Raw genomic sequence first — 16,649 nt, 5'->3', positions numbered from 1 at the left:
ACGCGTTTCAACAGGAAATTTTATGTCTGGCATCAGGAAAACCTCTAACGTCTCACTGCTGGCGGTGACGATTCATGCCCTGCTTACGCCAAACCTGGCGCAGGCGGCAAGCGATTCGCAGCAGGATTTGGTGGTCGATGCATCTGCAAGCGGCGAGAGCGATAACAATGAAAAGCAGGATTACGCGGTAAAAACCACGCGAGCGGGCACTAAGCTGTTGCTGACGCCACGCGATGTACCGCAGTCGATGAGCGTGGTAACGCAACAGCGCATGCAGGATCAGAACCTGCAATCGGTGAACGATGTGCTGACCAACGCCACCGGCATCTCGACCAATCTGATCGACAGCGAGCGCTCGGAATACTATTCGCGCGGCTTTAAAGTCACCAACTTCTCGTTCGACGGCATCCCAACGTCAGTTAATGACAACTGGAACTACGGTGATGCCGCTTCTGATACCGCCATTTACGATCGTATTGAGATCGTACGCGGCGCCACCGGATTGATGACCGGTGCGGGCAGCCCGTCAGCCTCGATCAACATGGTACGTAAACACGCCGACAGTAAAACCTTCACCGGTACGGTCAGCGCCAGCTACGGTAGCTGGAACAAACAGCGTTATGTTGCGGATCTCTCTGCACCGCTAAACCAGGATGGCAGCCTGCGCGGCCGCGTGGTAACCGGTTACAGCGGTGAAGACAGCTGGCTCGATCGCTACCACAAAACCAAAAAATTCCTCTACGGCGTGATTGATGCCGACATCACTGAGCACACCACGCTGTCGCTGGGCTACGACTACGAAGATGCTAACACCGGCAATCCAACGTGGGGCGGCTTGCCGATGTTCTACAGCAACAACGCCACCACGCATTACGATCGCAGCCTCAACTCCGCCGCCAACTGGGCGCGCTACAACACCAATTCGCGCAAAATATTCGCCGACATCGATCATAACTTCGATAACGGCTGGAACATCCACGTCAACGGCACGCACGCCGAGAACACCTTCAACGATAAGCTGCTGTATGTGATGGGCAGCGCCGATCAGGACAGCGGCGAAGGCACCACCGGCTTCGGCAGCATGGATCGCGGTAAACGTCAGATGGATTCGTTCGACGGCTACGCCAGCGGTCCGTTTGAGCTGTTAGGTCGTCAGCATCAGTTAATGGCGGGCGTGAGCTACAGCCGCCAGCACAACGCCACTTACAGCCAGGATGGCGTTACCGATCTGGAAAACTACAACATCGCCTCAAACGATATGGGCATTTTCAATAACAGCTGGAACGGCAACACTGCCGAGCCGCAGTGGCAAGGTTGGTATCAGAATGCCGACGATACCATTCGCCAGAAATCGGCTTATACCGCCGCGCGCTTCTCGCTGGCCGATCCGCTATCGCTGATTATTGGTGCGCGTTACACGCAGTGGAGCACCAACGGCAGCAGCGGCGATATGACAAACAATAACACCACGCCATATGCCGGTTTGGTGTACGACATCAACGATACCTGGTCGGCATACGGCAGCTATACCTCGATCTTCCTGCCGCAAACCGATCGTGACATCAACGGTAAATACCTGTCGCCGGTAACCGGCAAAAGCTATGAAACCGGTCTGAAGTCCGCCTGGTATGATGGTCGATTAACGGCGACGGTGGCGGTATTCCGTATTGAGCAGGACAACGTGGGTCAGGCGATTAATGGCGTCTACCTGAGCGGCAACGAACAGGCTTATGCGCCCGCCAAAGGTGCGGTCAGTAAAGGTGCGGAGTTTGAGCTGAATGGCGCGCTAACGGATAATCTGCAGCTGACGTTCGGTGCCACACGCTACGTGGCGCGGGATAAAGAGGGACGTTTCAACAGCTATCAGCCGCAAACTTCCTTCAAGCTGTTTAGCCGTTATCAGCTGCCGATGTTGCCGGATCTCACGGTTGGCGGCGGCATCAACTGGCAGAACCGCGTGTTTGAAGATGCCACCAATGCCAGCGGCGATAGCGTGCGTGTTTATCAGGGCAGCATTCCGCTGGCTTCGCTGTTTGCGCGTTATCAGGTGACTAAACAGGTGGCGGTGCAGGCGAACGTCGATAACCTGTTTGATCGCGAATATTACAGCTACATGAACAGCTACGTTTATGGCGCACCGCGCAGTGTTTCGATGAGCGTTTCGTATCAGTTTTAAGTAAAGTCTCAAGGTGCGCATTTATGCGCACCTCTCATCAAACCTTGTTTTTATAATTGAAACTTATCTGCGAATTCTGTTCTTTCGGCAAGCGCCGCGCCTCTAAATAAACCGATTTCCAGTACGGATTATTTAGCGAAGAGCGCATCACGCCCTGACTCACCGACGCGTGCAGGAATTGATGATCGGTGTCATAAAAGCCGACGTGCAGCTCACGTTTAATGCGGAAGAACACTAAATCACCGGGTTGCAAATGCGCCTGATCCACCGGTTTGCCCATGGCAATTAACTCTTTGGTGGTGACGCGATCCATCGGAATATTGAAACGATCTTTCAGCGTGCGCCAGACAAATCCCGAGCAATCGACGCCGGTTAATTGTGTGCCGCCCCACTGATATTTGGTCCCTTCCCACGAATGCATTTGATCGTGCAGCGCGGCAATCACCGGGATTAAATCGGGCTGTTTGCCGTTGTCTGCCGAGGTATCAACGCTTTCCTCAGCAGGCGCATGCGAAGACTTCGAAGAACAACCTGCCAAAGTGAAAACAAACAGGCAGGCGATAACTTTGCTGGCGGCAGAATTGATCATGTGTTGGTGATTTCGCTGAGGGAGACAGTGGTCAGAGATTTATACCGTAAAAAAGTTGCAGAAATAAATAGGCGCGCAGTGAAATCTTTTATTTGTCGGTTGATTTTACCTAAGTTTACGCAACGGTAACATCTTGTATTTGAGTTAAAAATCTATTTCCCGCGCTGCGCTTTTTCTGTGCAGGAGAATATTTGCGCTCCTGCACAGAACGACATCAATTTCGACTTACAGCTGTACGTTTAATACTTGCCGGAGAAATTCGCGCTAATACGCTGCGCCAGATAATCCTTCGCGGAAATAGGCGGGTATTTTTTCTCCGGTCCTTCAATAATCACATCTTCATTCGCCTGGCAGAAAAACGCCAGGCTGTAGCGTGCCAGCACCGATTCACCAGGCAGCGGATTGCTGACGCGATGGAAGTTCGACGGTAACTTGTCATCACTCCAGCGCATCAACATATCGCCGATATTACAGGTAATTAAGCCTTCCAGCGGCGGGATCGGCGTCCAGATTTGCTCTTCCATCTCTTTGCCCGGACACACCTGCAAACCGCCCTGCCCATCACGCTGGAACAGCAAGGTCAGACAATCGAAATCGGTGTGCGCCCCGGCGCGCCATGGACCATCTGGCTCGCCGCTGATGGCAAAGTAGTGCAGCATCCGCAGCGTGCTTTGGTAGGTTTCGCGCGAAGGCTCATGCGCTTTGGCAAAGAAATCGTCGGGGAATCCCAGCTTCAGGGCAAAACAGGAGAGCAAGCGCATGCCGACTTCCCAGCACTGACGCTCGAACTTCAGTACATCATGCTGAAAACCCGGCAAGGTGGCCTCATCCGGCCACAAGCCTGACATGCGCGGACGCGTCACCTGATACGACTCTTTTTGGTCCGGTTTACCGGTAGATGGACGGATTTGCGCGCGGTATTCCCAGCCGGCATTGCGGCTAAGTGGATGACGCGCTTTGTCACTTTGCGACAGCGAGAAAAAGCGCTCTGCGTTGGTAAAAGCCGCATTGATGTCGTCGAGCGGAATACCGTGGCCGGAAACCTGGAAAAACCCAATCTCGGTGGCGGCTTGCCACAGCTGATCGGCTATTTCCGCTTTACGTTGGTCGAAATCGGAGAGATCGATGATACGCACATCACGTGCAGCTTCTACGCCGCGCGCGCCCATACGCGACTCTTTCGCCAGTTCATGCATGTCATAAGTGGTCTTTTCCATTGGTGCACCTCGTTATTGAGCGATAACGGATGACCCGCCCGCAGCGTGGCAGTCATCCCCGCGCCTGCTAAATGCCGCAGGCGATCGAGCAATGACCCACCGGGTGAAACCACGGTTGACAGCTTCTACTCAGTTTCAGCCAAGCAAAGGCTGTGCCAGCACGCTGCGCCGCTTAAAATCAATACGTTAGGGAATCTGCCACATCCGGTCTGCACAATGGCGGTGCAAAACGCGCTGACTTGCCTCATCAATGAGCGGTCAATGAAGCAAAAGCCCGGCACCATCAATATCAACTCGATTGCTTTCAGTGGGTTGCACGAATGGCATGCGCTTTGCTAAATCCCCACTGAGTATAAGCGGTCAGCGTGACAACAGATGCACGCAGGACATTGCTCTACAGCATTAGCTGTACCTCGTCAGGGGACGATGCGCATACGCATCGTGAGCACGCCATGCGCCGCTACGCCCCTGATGACGACAACAAACTCAACGTTTATTGGGGGTTATATGACAATGTCGCGTTTCCGTTTCTCCTTATTCGCTGCTCTGCTGAGCAGCTCTGCACTGTCGCACGCCGCCGACAAACTGGTATTGCAAACCACCTGGGTCGCGCAGGCTGAACAAGGCGGTTATTACCAGGCGCTCGCCACCGGCATTTATAAAAAATATGGGCTGGATGTTGAGGTGCGCTCCGGCGGGCCACAGCTGAATAACATGACGCTGCTGCTGGCGAATCGTGCTGATGTCATCGTCAGCTACGATCTGCAAGTGCTGCAGGGCGTTGAGCGCAACTTCCCACTGAAAGCCATCGCCGCGCCGTTTCAGTTTGACCCGCAAGGCATTGTCACCCACGGCGATGTGAAGTCGCTGGATCAGCTGAAAGGTAAAACCGTGCTGGTTTCTGCCAGCGGACAAGCCAGCTGGTGGCCGTGGCTGAAAGGCAAATATCAGCTGCAGGATGGTCAGGTGCGCCCTTACACCTTCAACATGCAACCGTTTCTCGCCGACAAAAACACCACGCAGCAGGCTTATGCCACCTCCGAAGTGCAGCAAATTAAAGAGGTGCAGCCGGACAGCAAATTCTATCTGTTTGCCGATTATGGCTATCCGGCATACGGCGGCATTCTGGTGACGCGCGACGATTTGCTGCAAAAAGAGCCGGATGTCCTGAAGCGTTTTGTGGCGGCATCAATGGAAGGCTGGAAATCCTACCTTGCCAATCCGGCTGCCGGTAATGCGCTGATCAAAAAGGAGAACCCGCAGATGACTGATGCGGTTCTCGCCTTTGGCGTATCGCAAATGAAAGCCCTGCACCTGATTGACGGCGGCGATGCCGCGCAGCAAGGTTTAGGCGTGATGACGGATAAACGCTGGCAGGCAACGCGTGACTTTATGGTCAACGCCGGTTTACTCAAAGCGTCCACCGACTGGCAGAGCGCGTTTAGCACGCAGTTTGTCGCGGCGAAAGTGGAGTGAGGTGCTCATGAGCCAACTGCTAATTCAACACTGCGCCGCGATCCTGACCGGCGATAAACAGCAACCGCGTAGCAGCGCGCGCGATATTCGACTGCGCGATGGCCTGATTGTGGAGATGGGCGAACTCGATGCTGTCGCCGATGAAACCGTGATCGACGCCCGCGATTGCGTGGTTTATCCCGGCTGGGTTAATACGCATCATCATCTGTTCCAATCGCTGCTGAAAGGCGAACCCCAAGGTCTGAATCTGAGTCTGGGCGGCTGGCTGGCGGCGACGCCGTATCGCTTTCGTGGTGCCTTCGACGAACAGACATTTCGCATCGCCGCGCGGGTGGGTCTGGTCGAGCTGGTGCGTTCCGGCTGCACCACCATCGCAGACCATCACTATCTTTATTGGCCTGATATGCCGTTTGATGGCGCAGAAATCCTGTTCGATGAAGCCGACAAGCTAGGCGTGCGCTTCGTGCTGTGTCGCGGCGGTGCGACGCAAAGCCGTGGCTTAGAGAGCGACTTGCCCACCGCACTGCGCCCGGAAAGCTTTGACAGCATGATGGCCGATGTTGATCGTCTGGTGGCGCGCTATCACCAACCGCAGGATAGCGCGATGCGCCGCATCGTGATGGCGCCGACCACCACGCTGCACTCCACCACGCCGCAGGAGCTGCGCGAGAGCGCGCGCCTGGCACGTCAGCTCGGTATTCGCCTGCACAGCCATCTGTCGGAAACCGTTGATTACCTTGATGCCGCACGCGCGAAGTTCGGTATGACGCCGCTGCAGTTTTGCGCCGAACACGACTGGATTGGCGATGACGTGTGGTTTGCGCATCTGGTGAAACTGCTGCCGGAAGAGATCGCCATGCTGGGCGCGGCGGGCAGCGGTATCGCGCACTGCCCGCAAAGTAACGCGCGCCTCGGCAGCGGCATTGCCGATTTGGTGGCAATGGAACACGCAGGCGTGAAGATCTCGATTGGCGTTGATGGCGCGGCCTCAAATGAAGCAGCGGATATGCAAAGCGAAGCCCACGCCGCCTGGCAGCTCCAGCGCGCACGCAAAGGCATGCTGGCGCAGCCGCGTTATGCCGGTGGAACCTTTGAAGGCGGTGGCGACGCCGCCCGCATTGAAGATGTGGTGCGCTGGGGCACATCCGGTGGCGCGCAGGTTTTGGGCTTAAACACCGGCCGCCTTGCACCTGGCATGGCCGCCGATATCGCCATCTATCGGCTCGACGATCCGCGCTATTTTGGTTTGCACGATCCCGCCATTGGCCCGGTGGCCAGCGGCGGACGCGCCAGTTTAAAGGCGCTGATTTGTGCCGGAAAACTGCTGGTGCAGGATGATGTGATTGCCGGAGTGGATTTGGCGGAACTGGGCCGCGACGCTGCACAAGCGGTAAAAACCTTGCAACAACGCGCGGCGGTTTAACCGCGTTACGCCGCTGCGTCTTTCTTGCGCAGCGGTGATTCTGGCAGAAACAGCAACAGCACAAAGGCCAGCAGCATCACACCCGCCGCCATTTGAAAGGCTGAATGCACCGCATCGCCAAACACCTGCAAATAGGCTTGCTGCACATCATGCGGCAAACGGTGCACCGCATCAGGATCGAGCGTACGCGGCAATGCTTTGCCCTGCTCCACCAGCGTGGTCAAACCCGATTTCAGCACCTGGCTAAACACCGCGCCAAACAGCGCCACGCCAATCGAACCGCCAACCGAGCGGAACAACGTGACCGACGAGGTAGCGACACCGATGCGATCGGGCGTTACGGTGTTCTGTACCGCCAGCACCAGCACCTGCATCACCATGCCCATTCCCATCCCCAACACGCAGGCAAACAGGTAGATATGCCACAGCGGCGCATCAATGGTCAGCGTGGTCAGCAGCGCCATGCCGATAGTCGCCAGCAAGGTACCGCCAATCGGGAACAGGCGATATTTGCCGGTACGGCTAATAATGCGTCCGCTGACGATGGAAGTGATCAGCAATCCGCCCATCAGCGGCAGCAGCTGTAAACCGGCTTCGGTCGGCGTCGAGCCCTTCACCACTTGCAGATAGAGCGGTAAAAACGTCACGCTGCCAAACAGCGACATGCCAACGATAAACGCCATCAAACTGGCGAGCGAGAAGCTGCGATTGCGGAACAGTGACAGCGGAATAATCGGTTCCCAGGCGCGGCGCTCCTCATAAATAAAACCGAGCACACCAATTACACCAAACGCCAGAATGCACCACAGCAGCGGATCGGACCATTCACGTAACGTGCCGCCTTCGCTGGTAAACAGCGTGATACCCACCAGCGCCAGGCTGAGAAACACCGCGCCGGGATAGTCAATCTCATGCGGCTTGCGTTTGTTGTCGGTCTTAAACACCGCGTTGATGATCACCAGCGCAAACAAACCAAGCGGCAAATTGATGTAGAAAATCCAGCGCCATGAAGCGTGCTGCACGATAAAACCGCCCAGTAGCGGCCCAATCACCGTTGCCAGACCGAAAACGCCGCCAAACAGGCCCTGATATTTACCGCGCTCTTGCGGTGGAATCACATCGGCGACCGCCGCCATGCTCACCACCATCAAACCACCGCCGCCTAAGCCTTGCAGCGCACGAGTGAAAATCAGCTGCTCCATATTCTGCGCCAGACCGCACAGCGCCGAGCCGATTAGGAATAGAATCACCGAGATCTGCAGCACCGATTTGCGACCAAACAGGTCGCCGAATTTGCCGTACAGCGGCACCACAATCGTCGAAGCCAGCATATAAGCGGTGACGATCCACGACAGGCGATCGAGCCCACCCAGTTCGCCGACGATAGTCGGCAACGCGGTGGAGACGATGGTTTGATCCAGCGCCGCCAGCAGCATCACCAGTAATAAAGCGCTCATCAGTAAGCGAACAGAAGGAGGATTCTCCTGCCCGCTGCCCGACTGCGGCGCGAGTGTTTGGGGTTTCATAACAGACACCAATTGAAATTAATTAAATACACAATTAATATTGCCTGCAGTCTGACATGAATCAAGTGAGCGAGTAAAGATGACCGCACGAAAAGTCCCTGCTGACGATATGGCCAACGCAGTCAAACCCCGCCGTCCCGGCCGTCCGCGCGGCGGCGCGATCAACGTGCAGCAGCGCGAACATCTGCTCGACATCACCCTAGCGCTGTATGCCGAAAACGGCATCGGCGAAACCTCGCTCAATGCGATAGCGCGCAAAGCGGGCGTGAGTCCAGCGATGCTGAATTACTATTTTCAGTCGCGCGAATCGCTGCTGGATATTGTGGTTGAGGAGCGTTTTTTGCCGTTACGCCAGCGCCTGGTGGCGCACTTTATGGATGACCCGCGCGATCCTGTCACCACGTTCAGCGCCTTTATCCGTGAAGTCGCGGACATCGTCACCACACACAACTGGTTCGCGCCGCTGTGGATGCAGGAAGTAATGCAAGGTGAAGGCGGTTTAGGTCAGCACATCAAAAAGCGCTTTGGTCACGGTGAACGTGATGAAGTGAAAAAACTGATTGAAGGCTGGCAGCAGCAAGGATTACTCAACCCCCATCTGGAGCCACAACTGCTGATGACTTCGATTCTCAGCCTGGTGCTGGTGCCCTTTACCCGCTTTGCCAGCGATCCCGCTTACTCGCGTGAAATCATTGTCCAGCACACGTTGAGTCTGTTTTGTCAGGGGATCCAGCCAACACCCTAAGGTCGCCATTCATGGCGACCTTAATTTAAACCAATTTATCCTCTGTAAAGGATAAAACTATATTTATCCCCCGCAAGGGATAGAGTTGACATTATCCCTTTCAGCGGATAATGTCATTAATATCCTCAATAGAGGATAATCCTGGCTTTCGCATCGACCCTAAATGAGAATAAGCGATGATTTACAGTCCGCGTCAACTTGCTCATCACGTCAGGCTAATTCGCCAAAAAAACCATTGGACGCAAAGTGAGCTGGCGAAAAAAGTCGGCCTTAAGCAAGCCACCATATCTCACTTTGAAAACAATCCCGACCTCACCACGCTCGCGACGCTGTTCAAAATATTACAGTCACTTGATCTAAAAATGGACGTGCAGGAAAAAGATCCATCGGCTGTAAATGGTCAGGAGAATGACTGGTGAAACAGGAATTGATTGCCTGGATGAACGGCGAACGCGTAGGCATTCTCACGCGCAATACCAACGGTGCGCATACTTTCCAATATTACCCGAGCTGGTTGAGCAATCGCCTTGCCAGGCCTTTATCTCTGTCGTTGCCATTACAGTTACCGGTGATCACATCCACCGCAGTGCTCAACTATTTTGATAATCTACTCCCTGACAACCCTTTAGTACGCGATCGCATTGTCGCGCGTTATCACGCGAAATCGCGTCAGCCTTTCGATCTGCTAAGTGAAATCGGCAAAGATAGCGTCGGTGCCGTCATGCTGCTACCACCGGAAAATACGCCCGCCGATTTAGGATTGAACTTCGAAAGGCTGAATGAAGATAAGCTGGAACGTGTGCTATCGGCTTATCGGACCGATATTCCGTTGGGCATGATCAGTGAAGAACAAGACTTTCGCATCTCCGTAGCGGGTGCTCAGGAGAAAACAGCGTTGCTGGCAACGGACGATGGCTGGGCCATTCCGCATGGCGCCACGCCCACATCGCACATTATCAAATTGCCTATCGGTGAAATTAAGCAACCTTTTGCCACTTTGGATATGCGTGAAAGTGTCGAAAATGAGTATCTTTGCTTAGCGCTGGCGAGAGAGCTGGGATTTGCCGTGCCCGATGCCAGCATCATTCGCGCGGGCAAGATGAAGGCGTTGGCCGTGCAACGTTTTGATCGGCGCTGGAACCACCAGCAGACACAATTGCTACGTTTACCTCAGGAAGACATGTGTCAGGCATTCGGCTTACCGTCAGCACGCAAATATGAATCTGATGGTGGACCCGGCATCGCCGATATTATGCAATTCCTGATGGGATCCAGTAATGCATTGGCCGATCGCTATGCCTTTATGAAATTTCAGGTATTCCAGTGGTTGATTGGCGCAACGGATGGTCATGCCAAAAATTTCTCTGTTTTTATCGAACGCGGCGGAAGTTATCGTCTTACGCCTTTCTACGACATCATTTCTGTCTTCACCTCGATGGGCGGAAATGGTCTGAATATCCGCGACCTGAAACTGGCGATGAGTTTGAAAGCCAGCAAAGGCAGAAAAAATCAAATAGATAAAATTTTCCCTCACCATTTTTTAGCCACGGCAAAGCAGGTGAATTTTGATCAAAACCAAATGATTGAGATCCTGGATTTCTTTAGGGATGAAATGGGCACGGCTATTAGACGTGTCGCAATTACATTACCAGTAGATTTTCCGATGAGCGTCGCTGATTCACTGTTTGAAAATAGTTTGTCCCGTATTGACCGACTCAGGCGATAATTTTTTCACCCCCACCGAAACTTTCCTCCCTGCCCCAGCGAACTGAACTAATGAGACATCCAAATCGGAACTCCCATACATCGCAGGAGCAGAAAATGAAACGCATCAAATCCCTCGTTTGTACCCTGACCATGACCGCAGCGCTGGGTCTTTCCGCCTTTAATGCCGGTGCCGCATTGCCGGTGGGCGCGAAAGCGCCGAACTTCGAACTGCAGGGCGCGTTGGCCGGTAAGCCGTTGACCTTCTCGCTGGAAAAGGCGCTGCAAAAAGGTCCGGTCGTGCTCTATTTCTTCCCGGCGGCGTTTAGCGCGGGCTGTACCATTGAAGCGCACGATTTTGCTGAAGCCACAGACAGCTTCAGCAAAATGGGTGCCACGGTAATTGGGGTGACCGCGGGCAATACCGATCAGGTCAGCGATTTCTCTAAACTTGAGTGCCGCGATAAATTCACCGTTGCCGCCGATCCCGGTGCGAAAGTGGCGGCGCAGTATCAAACCACCATGCAGATGAAAGGCAAAACCCTGTCCGATCGCACCTCTTACGTGATCGCGCCCGATGGCGACATTCTGCTGAGTTACACTGACAGAAATCCGGACACACATATCGAGAAAGCGCTTGCCGCCGTTAAGCAGTACGACGCTTCTCACCCGCAAACTCATTAAGTAAAGAGGCCAGCGATGTTAACCGCCATGCTGGCCGCCTTCATCGGCGGCATCATTCTGAACTTAATGCCCTGCGTGTTTCCGGTGATCTCGCTGAAAGCGCTCGGCCTGTTGCGCCATACCGATAACGCCGCCAGCGCGCGTCGCGAAGGCTTGGGCTTTTTACTCGGCGTTGTGGTGACCATGATGGCGCTGGCAGGCATCCTGCTGGCGGCACGCGCCGGTGGTGCGGCGGTTGGCTGGGGTTTCCAGCTGCAATCGCCGCTGGTGATCGCCTTGCTGTCGCTGGTGATCCTCGCCGCCGCGCTCAACTTGCTCGGCGTGTTTGAAGTAGGCTTATCCGTGCAGCGCGTCGGCTCGGTAGATGTTGGTCGCGGTGCCTTTGCGCGTTCGGCGTTAACCGGTGCGCTGGCAATCGTCGTCGCCACGCCGTGCGCCGCACCCTTTATGGCGAGCGCCATTGGTTATGCGTTGGTGCAGCCGCCTGCCGTCGCCTTAGTGATCTTCTTTGCGCTGGCCATCGGCTTCGCCGCACCGTTCACGCTAGTTTCACTGTTCCCGGCGCTGGCGAAATTCCTGCCGCGTCCCGGTGCATGGATGGATGTATTGAAACGCGGTCTGGCGTTCCCGATGTTTGGCGCGTATGCCTGGCTGGTGTGGGTGCTGGCGCAGCAAGCGGGAAGCGCGGCGCTGGCCACCTTGCTGGCCGCTTCCGTGGTGGTCGCCTTCGCCGGCTGGTTGTACGGCATGGCGCAACATCGCCACTTTGCCGGTAAAAGTCACAAGGTGCTGTTTGCCGTTACGGCGCTGCTGATTATCGCGGTGATCGCCCCGTTGCCAACGCTGATCAAACCCGGTGCAGGCCTGGCGGGCGATCAGTTGACGGCGGAAGTGACCAAAGCCAAATGGACGCCGCAGGCGGTTGAAGCGCAGCGCGGTCACGGGAAAGCGATCTTTGTCGATTTCACCGCATCCTGGTGCATCACCTGTCAGGTGAATGAAAAAACCTCGCTCTCAACCCAGGCGGTTAAAGAGGCCATCGCTAAAACCGGCACGCTGTACATGGTGGCAGATTCCACTAAATTTAACCCGGACGTGGATGACACCATGAGTGAATTTGGTCAGGGCGGATTACCGATGTATCTGGTTTACCCTGCCGACGGCGGACCGCCGAAAGTGCTGCCGCAGGTGCTGACACCGAGTATTGTGGTGAACGCATTGAACCAGGCGAGCAAGAAGGCGTAAGAACAACAAGGCGGATTATGCAAACAAGCGATAGCGCGCGCGAAGGTTGGCCCGCGCTAATGGAACAGGCGCAGGCGGGCGATCAGCTCGCCTATACCCGACTGCTGAAAGCGCTGGTGCCGGTGATTCGTTCGCAAACACGCAAACAGATCGCCGATGATGCACTGGTAGAAGATGTGATTCAGGATGTGCTGCTAACGGTGCATCGGGTGCGTCACACCTATGATCCTGCCTACCCTTTTTTACCCTGGCTGATGGCGATTATCTCGGCGCGCGCGATTGATGCGCTGCGGCGAAGTGGCCGCCATCAGCAGTGGGAAGTTAACAACGCTATCGTGCCGGAAGCCGCCAGTGCGCCAGACGCACCGCAGCAGGACTCGCAGGAAGAGCTGGCCGGATATCTGCGTCAGCTCCCTTCGCGTCAGCGCGAAATTGTCGAACATGTGCATCTGCGCGAAATGAGCCTGACGGAAGCGGCCGCGCATAACAATCTGAGTGTGGCCGCGGTGAAATCGCTGCTGCACCGCGCGCTGACCAATCTGCGCCGCTTTGGAGCCAATCATGACCGATCATGACCTGTTAATTGAAAAACTCGGGCGCGAGATGCGACCGGTTAAACCGCTGCGATCCACTAGCTGGCGCGTTATCACCTGGCTACTGCTGGCATTGCCCTGCGGCATTGCCGCCAGCTTCCTGGTGCAGCGCAGTTTCACCGACTGGGCGCAGCCGGGCGCGCTGCAGGCGATCTTGCAGCTGGTGCTGGCCTTTGTGCTCGGCACGCTGGCAATTCGTAGCGCTTTCAACATGAGCATCGCCGGACGCCGCAGTATCAGCTGGAAAGCGCTGCTGCCGATTGGCCTGCTGTGGCTCGGCATGAGCATCAGCCAGATTCCCGGTGAAGTGCCGATCGAACATGACAATGACAGCGCGCGCTGCTTTACCTTTCTGCTGGTGGTCAGCACGCCGATGATGGTGCTGATGATCGCCAGCCTACGCCGCACCCGCGCATTGCATCCGGTGCGCAGCCTGGCGATGGCCGGTTTGGGCGTCTCCTGCATGGCGGTCACGCTGCTGGCATTTTGCCATCCGGTGCATCTGCATCCGCTGGATTTTGTCATGCATCTGGCGGCGATAGCGACGATTGTGGCGATGACGGTGCTGGTGGGGAAACGTTGGGTGACGTTGAAGTGAGTCGAGAGAAAGAGTGCAATGGTTAAGTTAATTCTTTGGTGCGATATTTCCGCGCAAAAGATTAAAAATCGGCTCACCCATATTGTAAATACGCTATTTCTAAACTATAGAATAATAGCAATATAATTACATTCCCATCAATTACCTCATCCAAGGATACGTATGAAAAAGTTAATTTTCGTATTATTAGCAAGCTCGGTATCTTTCAGCTCACTCGCCGCAGACCTGATGAGCAAAGTTGAGTTTGAAAAGGTAAAAGATCAATATGTAGAGGTAGGGAACATTTCCACCTCAGGTGAAACGGATCCCGCCAGCGCCAGAGAGGAACTGTCTAAATTGGCTGAAGAAAAAGGCGGCGATATCTTTGTCGTAACCTCCGCGAATACCAATAACAAAATACATGGTACCGCCATCGTTTATAAGAAAAAGTAAGTTTCCATTTTGCCTCAGTATAAGCTTAAAAACATAACTTATGCTGGGGCATTATTTTTAATAAATCAAATTGCCGATCCGGTTGCCTGACAATAAAGCGGATAGTGAGTCGCTATATTTTATATGATGTAAAAGCGGCCCCTATGAGCCGCCCTTATCAATCAAAATTATTGCGGAATCACTTTCTCCGCTTTCAGTCGATCAAATAACTGCGTAAATGAATCCAGCGTTGAACGATAACCGGTGAAGCCCGCTTTGCGGCTCTTGCTCATGTCGGTGAACGCTTCCATTGGACGTCCCAAATCCGCGTCGGTATGCCACCATGATGCCAGTTTAGTGATGTCCGCTTCACGCAATTGATAACGTACCGCCACCTCGCGCCACGTTTCAGCCGCATCCTGCATGCGTCCTTCCAGTAGCATCATCTGCGCCGGATACTCCGCCGCTTCCACACCAAAGTAAGCCGCCAGACGTGGCCACAACCAGTTCCAGCGGAACACATCGCCGTTCACCGCGTTGAAGTCCTGATTGGCCGCTTCTGCCGCCGTCGCGGCCCACAGCAGCTGTTCCGCCAGCAAACCCGCATCGGTTACGTCGGACACACCGTTCCACTGCTCTGGCGAACCCGGGAAGATAAACGGCAAACCCTGCTCGCGGCACAGCGTGGCATACACCGCCAGCGTCTGGCCCATATTCATCGCGTTACCCAGCGCAAAGCCCACAATCGAGTGCGGACGATGTACGCTCCAGCGATAGCCATATTTCTCCGCACCGGCAAACACTTCGTCTTCCTGGGCGTAATAGAAGTTATCGACCGGCTGGCGGCCCTGCTCTTCGCGGAATGGCGTCACCGGCACTGCGCCTTTACCGTAGGCTTCGAACGGGCCGAGGTAATGCTTCAGGCCGGTCACCAGCGCCACATGCGATCCCTTCAGACGCTCGCCCAGTGCTTCAATGACGTTACGCACCATGCCGCCATTGACGCGGATGTTCTCTTTCTCATTTTCCTGGCGCGACCAGACGCTAAAGAAAAGCGCATCCGGCTGCTCTTCTGCTAACGCAGCACGCACCGCATCACCATCCGTTAGATCGGCGGTCAGGCTGCGGCAACCTTCAGGCACTGCGCCACGTCCGCGCGATAAACCGCTGACCTGCCAACCTTCACGCTGCAATTTTTCCGCCAGCGCACGTCCAATCACACCGCTAATGCCTACAATCAATGCCTGCTTTTGCATTTCAATTCTCCTCGGTTTCAGTAATGATGAGTTTAATAGAGAATTTAATTCCTATCATTGGCATTAATTCACGGTATTCATAACCTGAGTTCACGAATCCATGCACGATCAGCGCCTGAAAGATATCGTTCCTTTTGTAGCCAGCGTCGAGGGCGGCAGCTTTGCCGCCGCCGCTGAGCGCCTGCATCTCACGGGTTCGGCGGTGAGCAAAAGCGTGACGCGGCTGGAAACCCGCCTGGGTTCGCGCCTGCTGGAGCGCACCACCCGCAGCCTGAAACTCACCGACGCCGGAAACGCCTATTACCAAACCTGTTTACGCATTATGGAGGAGCTGGCAGAAGCCGAAGCGGTGCTGGCGGCGCAGCGCACCATTCCTTCCGGCCGCTTACGCCTGGCGGTGCCGAACACCTATGGACGCCTCGGCGTGATGCCGCTGCTGATTCCGTTTTGCCACCAGCATCCGGATGTGGAGCTCAATCTGACTTTTTCCGACCGCTTTATCGATCTGTTTGATGAAGGGATTGATGTTGCGGTGCGCATTGGTGGATCGCCGGATCTGCCCGCCTCGCTGGGCTGTCGCCAGATGGGCCGCGAACGCATGGTGTTTTGCGCATCACCCGATTATCTGGCGCGCGTGGGTCGGCCCACCAGCGAAGCCGAATTGTTGCAGCATCAGGCGATCATGTATGAACGCGTCGATGGCAGCACCAAGCCGTGGCTGTTCACCACGGAAGATGGCTATCCGCACTGGCGTAACCTGCCGCACCGCATGGCGCTGGGTGATGTGGATGCGCAGATGCAGGCGCTGTGTGCCGGATTAGGCGTGGCACAGATGCCATCATGGCTGGTGCGGGAGCCGCTGGCGCGCGGCGAGCTGGAGATCATTCTGCCCGAGCAGCAGCCGGATGGTTTGGCCTTAACCCTGATTTGGCCGCGCCGCAAGCAGCTGTTACCCAAAGTGGATGCGTTGCTGGCGGCGTTAGAGGGATTGCAGATCAGATAGAAA

General features: G+C 55.2%; 16 protein-coding genes. 12 read left to right on the top strand and 4 right to left on the bottom strand.

The window, feature by feature from the left end:
- The first annotated feature begins 22 nt into the window (after positions 1 to 22).
- Positions 23 to 2,176, top strand: coding sequence for a ferric-rhodotorulic acid/ferric-coprogen receptor FhuE (gene fhuE, locus DEU53_RS09195; RefSeq protein WP_110866785.1), 2,154 nt, complete (start codon positions 23 to 25; stop codon positions 2,174 to 2,176).
- A gap of 37 nt (positions 2,177 to 2,213) precedes the next feature.
- Here fhuE and DEU53_RS09190 read toward each other — a convergent pair whose 3' ends face one another.
- Both DEU53_RS09190 and DEU53_RS09185 read right to left on the bottom strand, forming a co-directional pair.
- Positions 2,214 to 2,765, bottom strand: coding sequence for a C40 family peptidase (locus DEU53_RS09190; protein ID WP_101761687.1), 552 nt, complete (start codon positions 2,763 to 2,765; stop codon positions 2,214 to 2,216).
- 239 nt (positions 2,766 to 3,004) lie between these two features.
- Positions 3,005 to 3,982 carry an isopenicillin N synthase family oxygenase gene (locus DEU53_RS09185; RefSeq protein WP_110866784.1) on the bottom strand — a complete coding sequence of 326 codons (978 nt, stop codon included), beginning with the start codon at positions 3,980 to 3,982 and terminating at the stop codon, positions 3,005 to 3,007.
- Positions 3,983 to 4,489: 507 nt separating this feature from the next.
- Between DEU53_RS09185 and DEU53_RS09180 the strand changes: the two genes are divergently transcribed.
- Complete coding sequence (locus DEU53_RS09180) at positions 4,490 to 5,458, top strand: ABC transporter substrate-binding protein (protein WP_110866783.1); 969 nt, start codon at positions 4,490 to 4,492, stop codon at positions 5,456 to 5,458.
- Positions 5,459 to 5,465: 7 nt separating this feature from the next.
- Complete coding sequence (locus DEU53_RS09175; protein WP_110866782.1) at positions 5,466 to 6,881, top strand: amidohydrolase family protein; 1,416 nt, start codon at positions 5,466 to 5,468, stop codon at positions 6,879 to 6,881.
- Between the two features lie 5 nt (positions 6,882 to 6,886).
- On the opposite strand, the gene DEU53_RS09170 is transcribed toward DEU53_RS09175, so the two are convergent.
- Entirely contained in the window at positions 6,887 to 8,407 is a 1,521-nt protein-coding gene (locus DEU53_RS09170) for an MDR family MFS transporter (RefSeq protein WP_110866781.1), read from the bottom strand.
- A gap of 79 nt (positions 8,408 to 8,486) precedes the next feature.
- On the opposite strand from DEU53_RS09170, the gene DEU53_RS09165 reads away from it, so the two are divergent.
- The 8 genes from DEU53_RS09165 to yahO all read left to right on the top strand — a co-directional run bounded on the left by DEU53_RS09165 (position 8,487) and on the right by yahO (position 14,408).
- Positions 8,487 to 9,152: a TetR/AcrR family transcriptional regulator gene (locus DEU53_RS09165; RefSeq protein ID WP_110866780.1), complete on the top strand. Its 666-nt coding sequence runs from the start codon at positions 8,487 to 8,489 to the stop codon at positions 9,150 to 9,152.
- 176 nt (positions 9,153 to 9,328) lie between these two features.
- The gene (hipB, locus tag DEU53_RS09160) at positions 9,329 to 9,571 is read left to right on the top strand and encodes a type II toxin-antitoxin system antitoxin HipB (RefSeq protein ID WP_110866779.1); all 243 of its coding nucleotides are present in this window, start codon (positions 9,329 to 9,331) and stop codon (positions 9,569 to 9,571) included.
- Positions 9,565 to 10,878: a type II toxin-antitoxin system HipA family toxin gene (locus DEU53_RS09155; protein ID WP_304465973.1), complete on the top strand. Its 1,314-nt coding sequence runs from the start codon at positions 9,565 to 9,567 to the stop codon at positions 10,876 to 10,878. Before hipB ends, DEU53_RS09155 begins: the two co-directional genes overlap by 7 nt.
- Before the next feature lie 95 nt (positions 10,879 to 10,973).
- Positions 10,974 to 11,540, top strand: coding sequence for a peroxiredoxin (locus DEU53_RS09150; RefSeq protein WP_110866778.1), 567 nt, complete (start codon positions 10,974 to 10,976; stop codon positions 11,538 to 11,540).
- Between the two features lie 15 nt (positions 11,541 to 11,555).
- Positions 11,556 to 12,785, top strand: a complete 1,230-nt coding sequence (locus DEU53_RS09145; RefSeq protein WP_110866777.1) for a protein-disulfide reductase DsbD — start codon at positions 11,556 to 11,558, stop codon at positions 12,783 to 12,785.
- A gap of 17 nt (positions 12,786 to 12,802) precedes the next feature.
- Entirely contained in the window at positions 12,803 to 13,360 is a 558-nt protein-coding gene (locus tag DEU53_RS09140; protein WP_110866776.1) for a sigma-70 family RNA polymerase sigma factor, read from the top strand.
- Positions 13,347 to 13,976: an NrsF family protein gene (locus DEU53_RS09135; RefSeq protein ID WP_110866775.1), complete on the top strand. Its 630-nt coding sequence runs from the start codon at positions 13,347 to 13,349 to the stop codon at positions 13,974 to 13,976. The genes DEU53_RS09140 and DEU53_RS09135 overlap by 14 nt, the downstream gene beginning before the upstream one ends.
- A gap of 162 nt (positions 13,977 to 14,138) precedes the next feature.
- The gene (gene yahO / locus DEU53_RS09130) at positions 14,139 to 14,408 is read left to right on the top strand and encodes a DUF1471 family periplasmic protein YahO (RefSeq protein ID WP_101761698.1); all 270 of its coding nucleotides are present in this window, start codon (positions 14,139 to 14,141) and stop codon (positions 14,406 to 14,408) included.
- 167 nt (positions 14,409 to 14,575) lie between these two features.
- On the opposite strand, the gene DEU53_RS09125 is transcribed toward yahO, so the two are convergent.
- Positions 14,576 to 15,643 (bottom strand): SDR family oxidoreductase, encoded by a 1,068-nt coding sequence (locus tag DEU53_RS09125; RefSeq protein WP_110866774.1) that lies wholly within the window; start codon positions 15,641 to 15,643, stop codon positions 14,576 to 14,578.
- A gap of 100 nt (positions 15,644 to 15,743) precedes the next feature.
- Between DEU53_RS09125 and DEU53_RS09120 the strand changes: the two genes are divergently transcribed.
- Positions 15,744 to 16,646 (top strand): LysR family transcriptional regulator, encoded by a 903-nt coding sequence (locus DEU53_RS09120; protein WP_101761700.1) that lies wholly within the window; start codon positions 15,744 to 15,746, stop codon positions 16,644 to 16,646.
- Positions 16,647 to 16,649: the final 3 nt, after the last annotated feature.

Source organism: Pantoea sp. AG1095 (assembly GCF_003208415.1).
Classification (GTDB): Bacteria; Pseudomonadota; Gammaproteobacteria; order Enterobacterales; family Enterobacteriaceae; genus Pantoea; species Pantoea leporis.
Note: the sequence above shows the minus strand (reverse complement) of the source record. Positions and strands in the feature narration are given on the sequence as shown.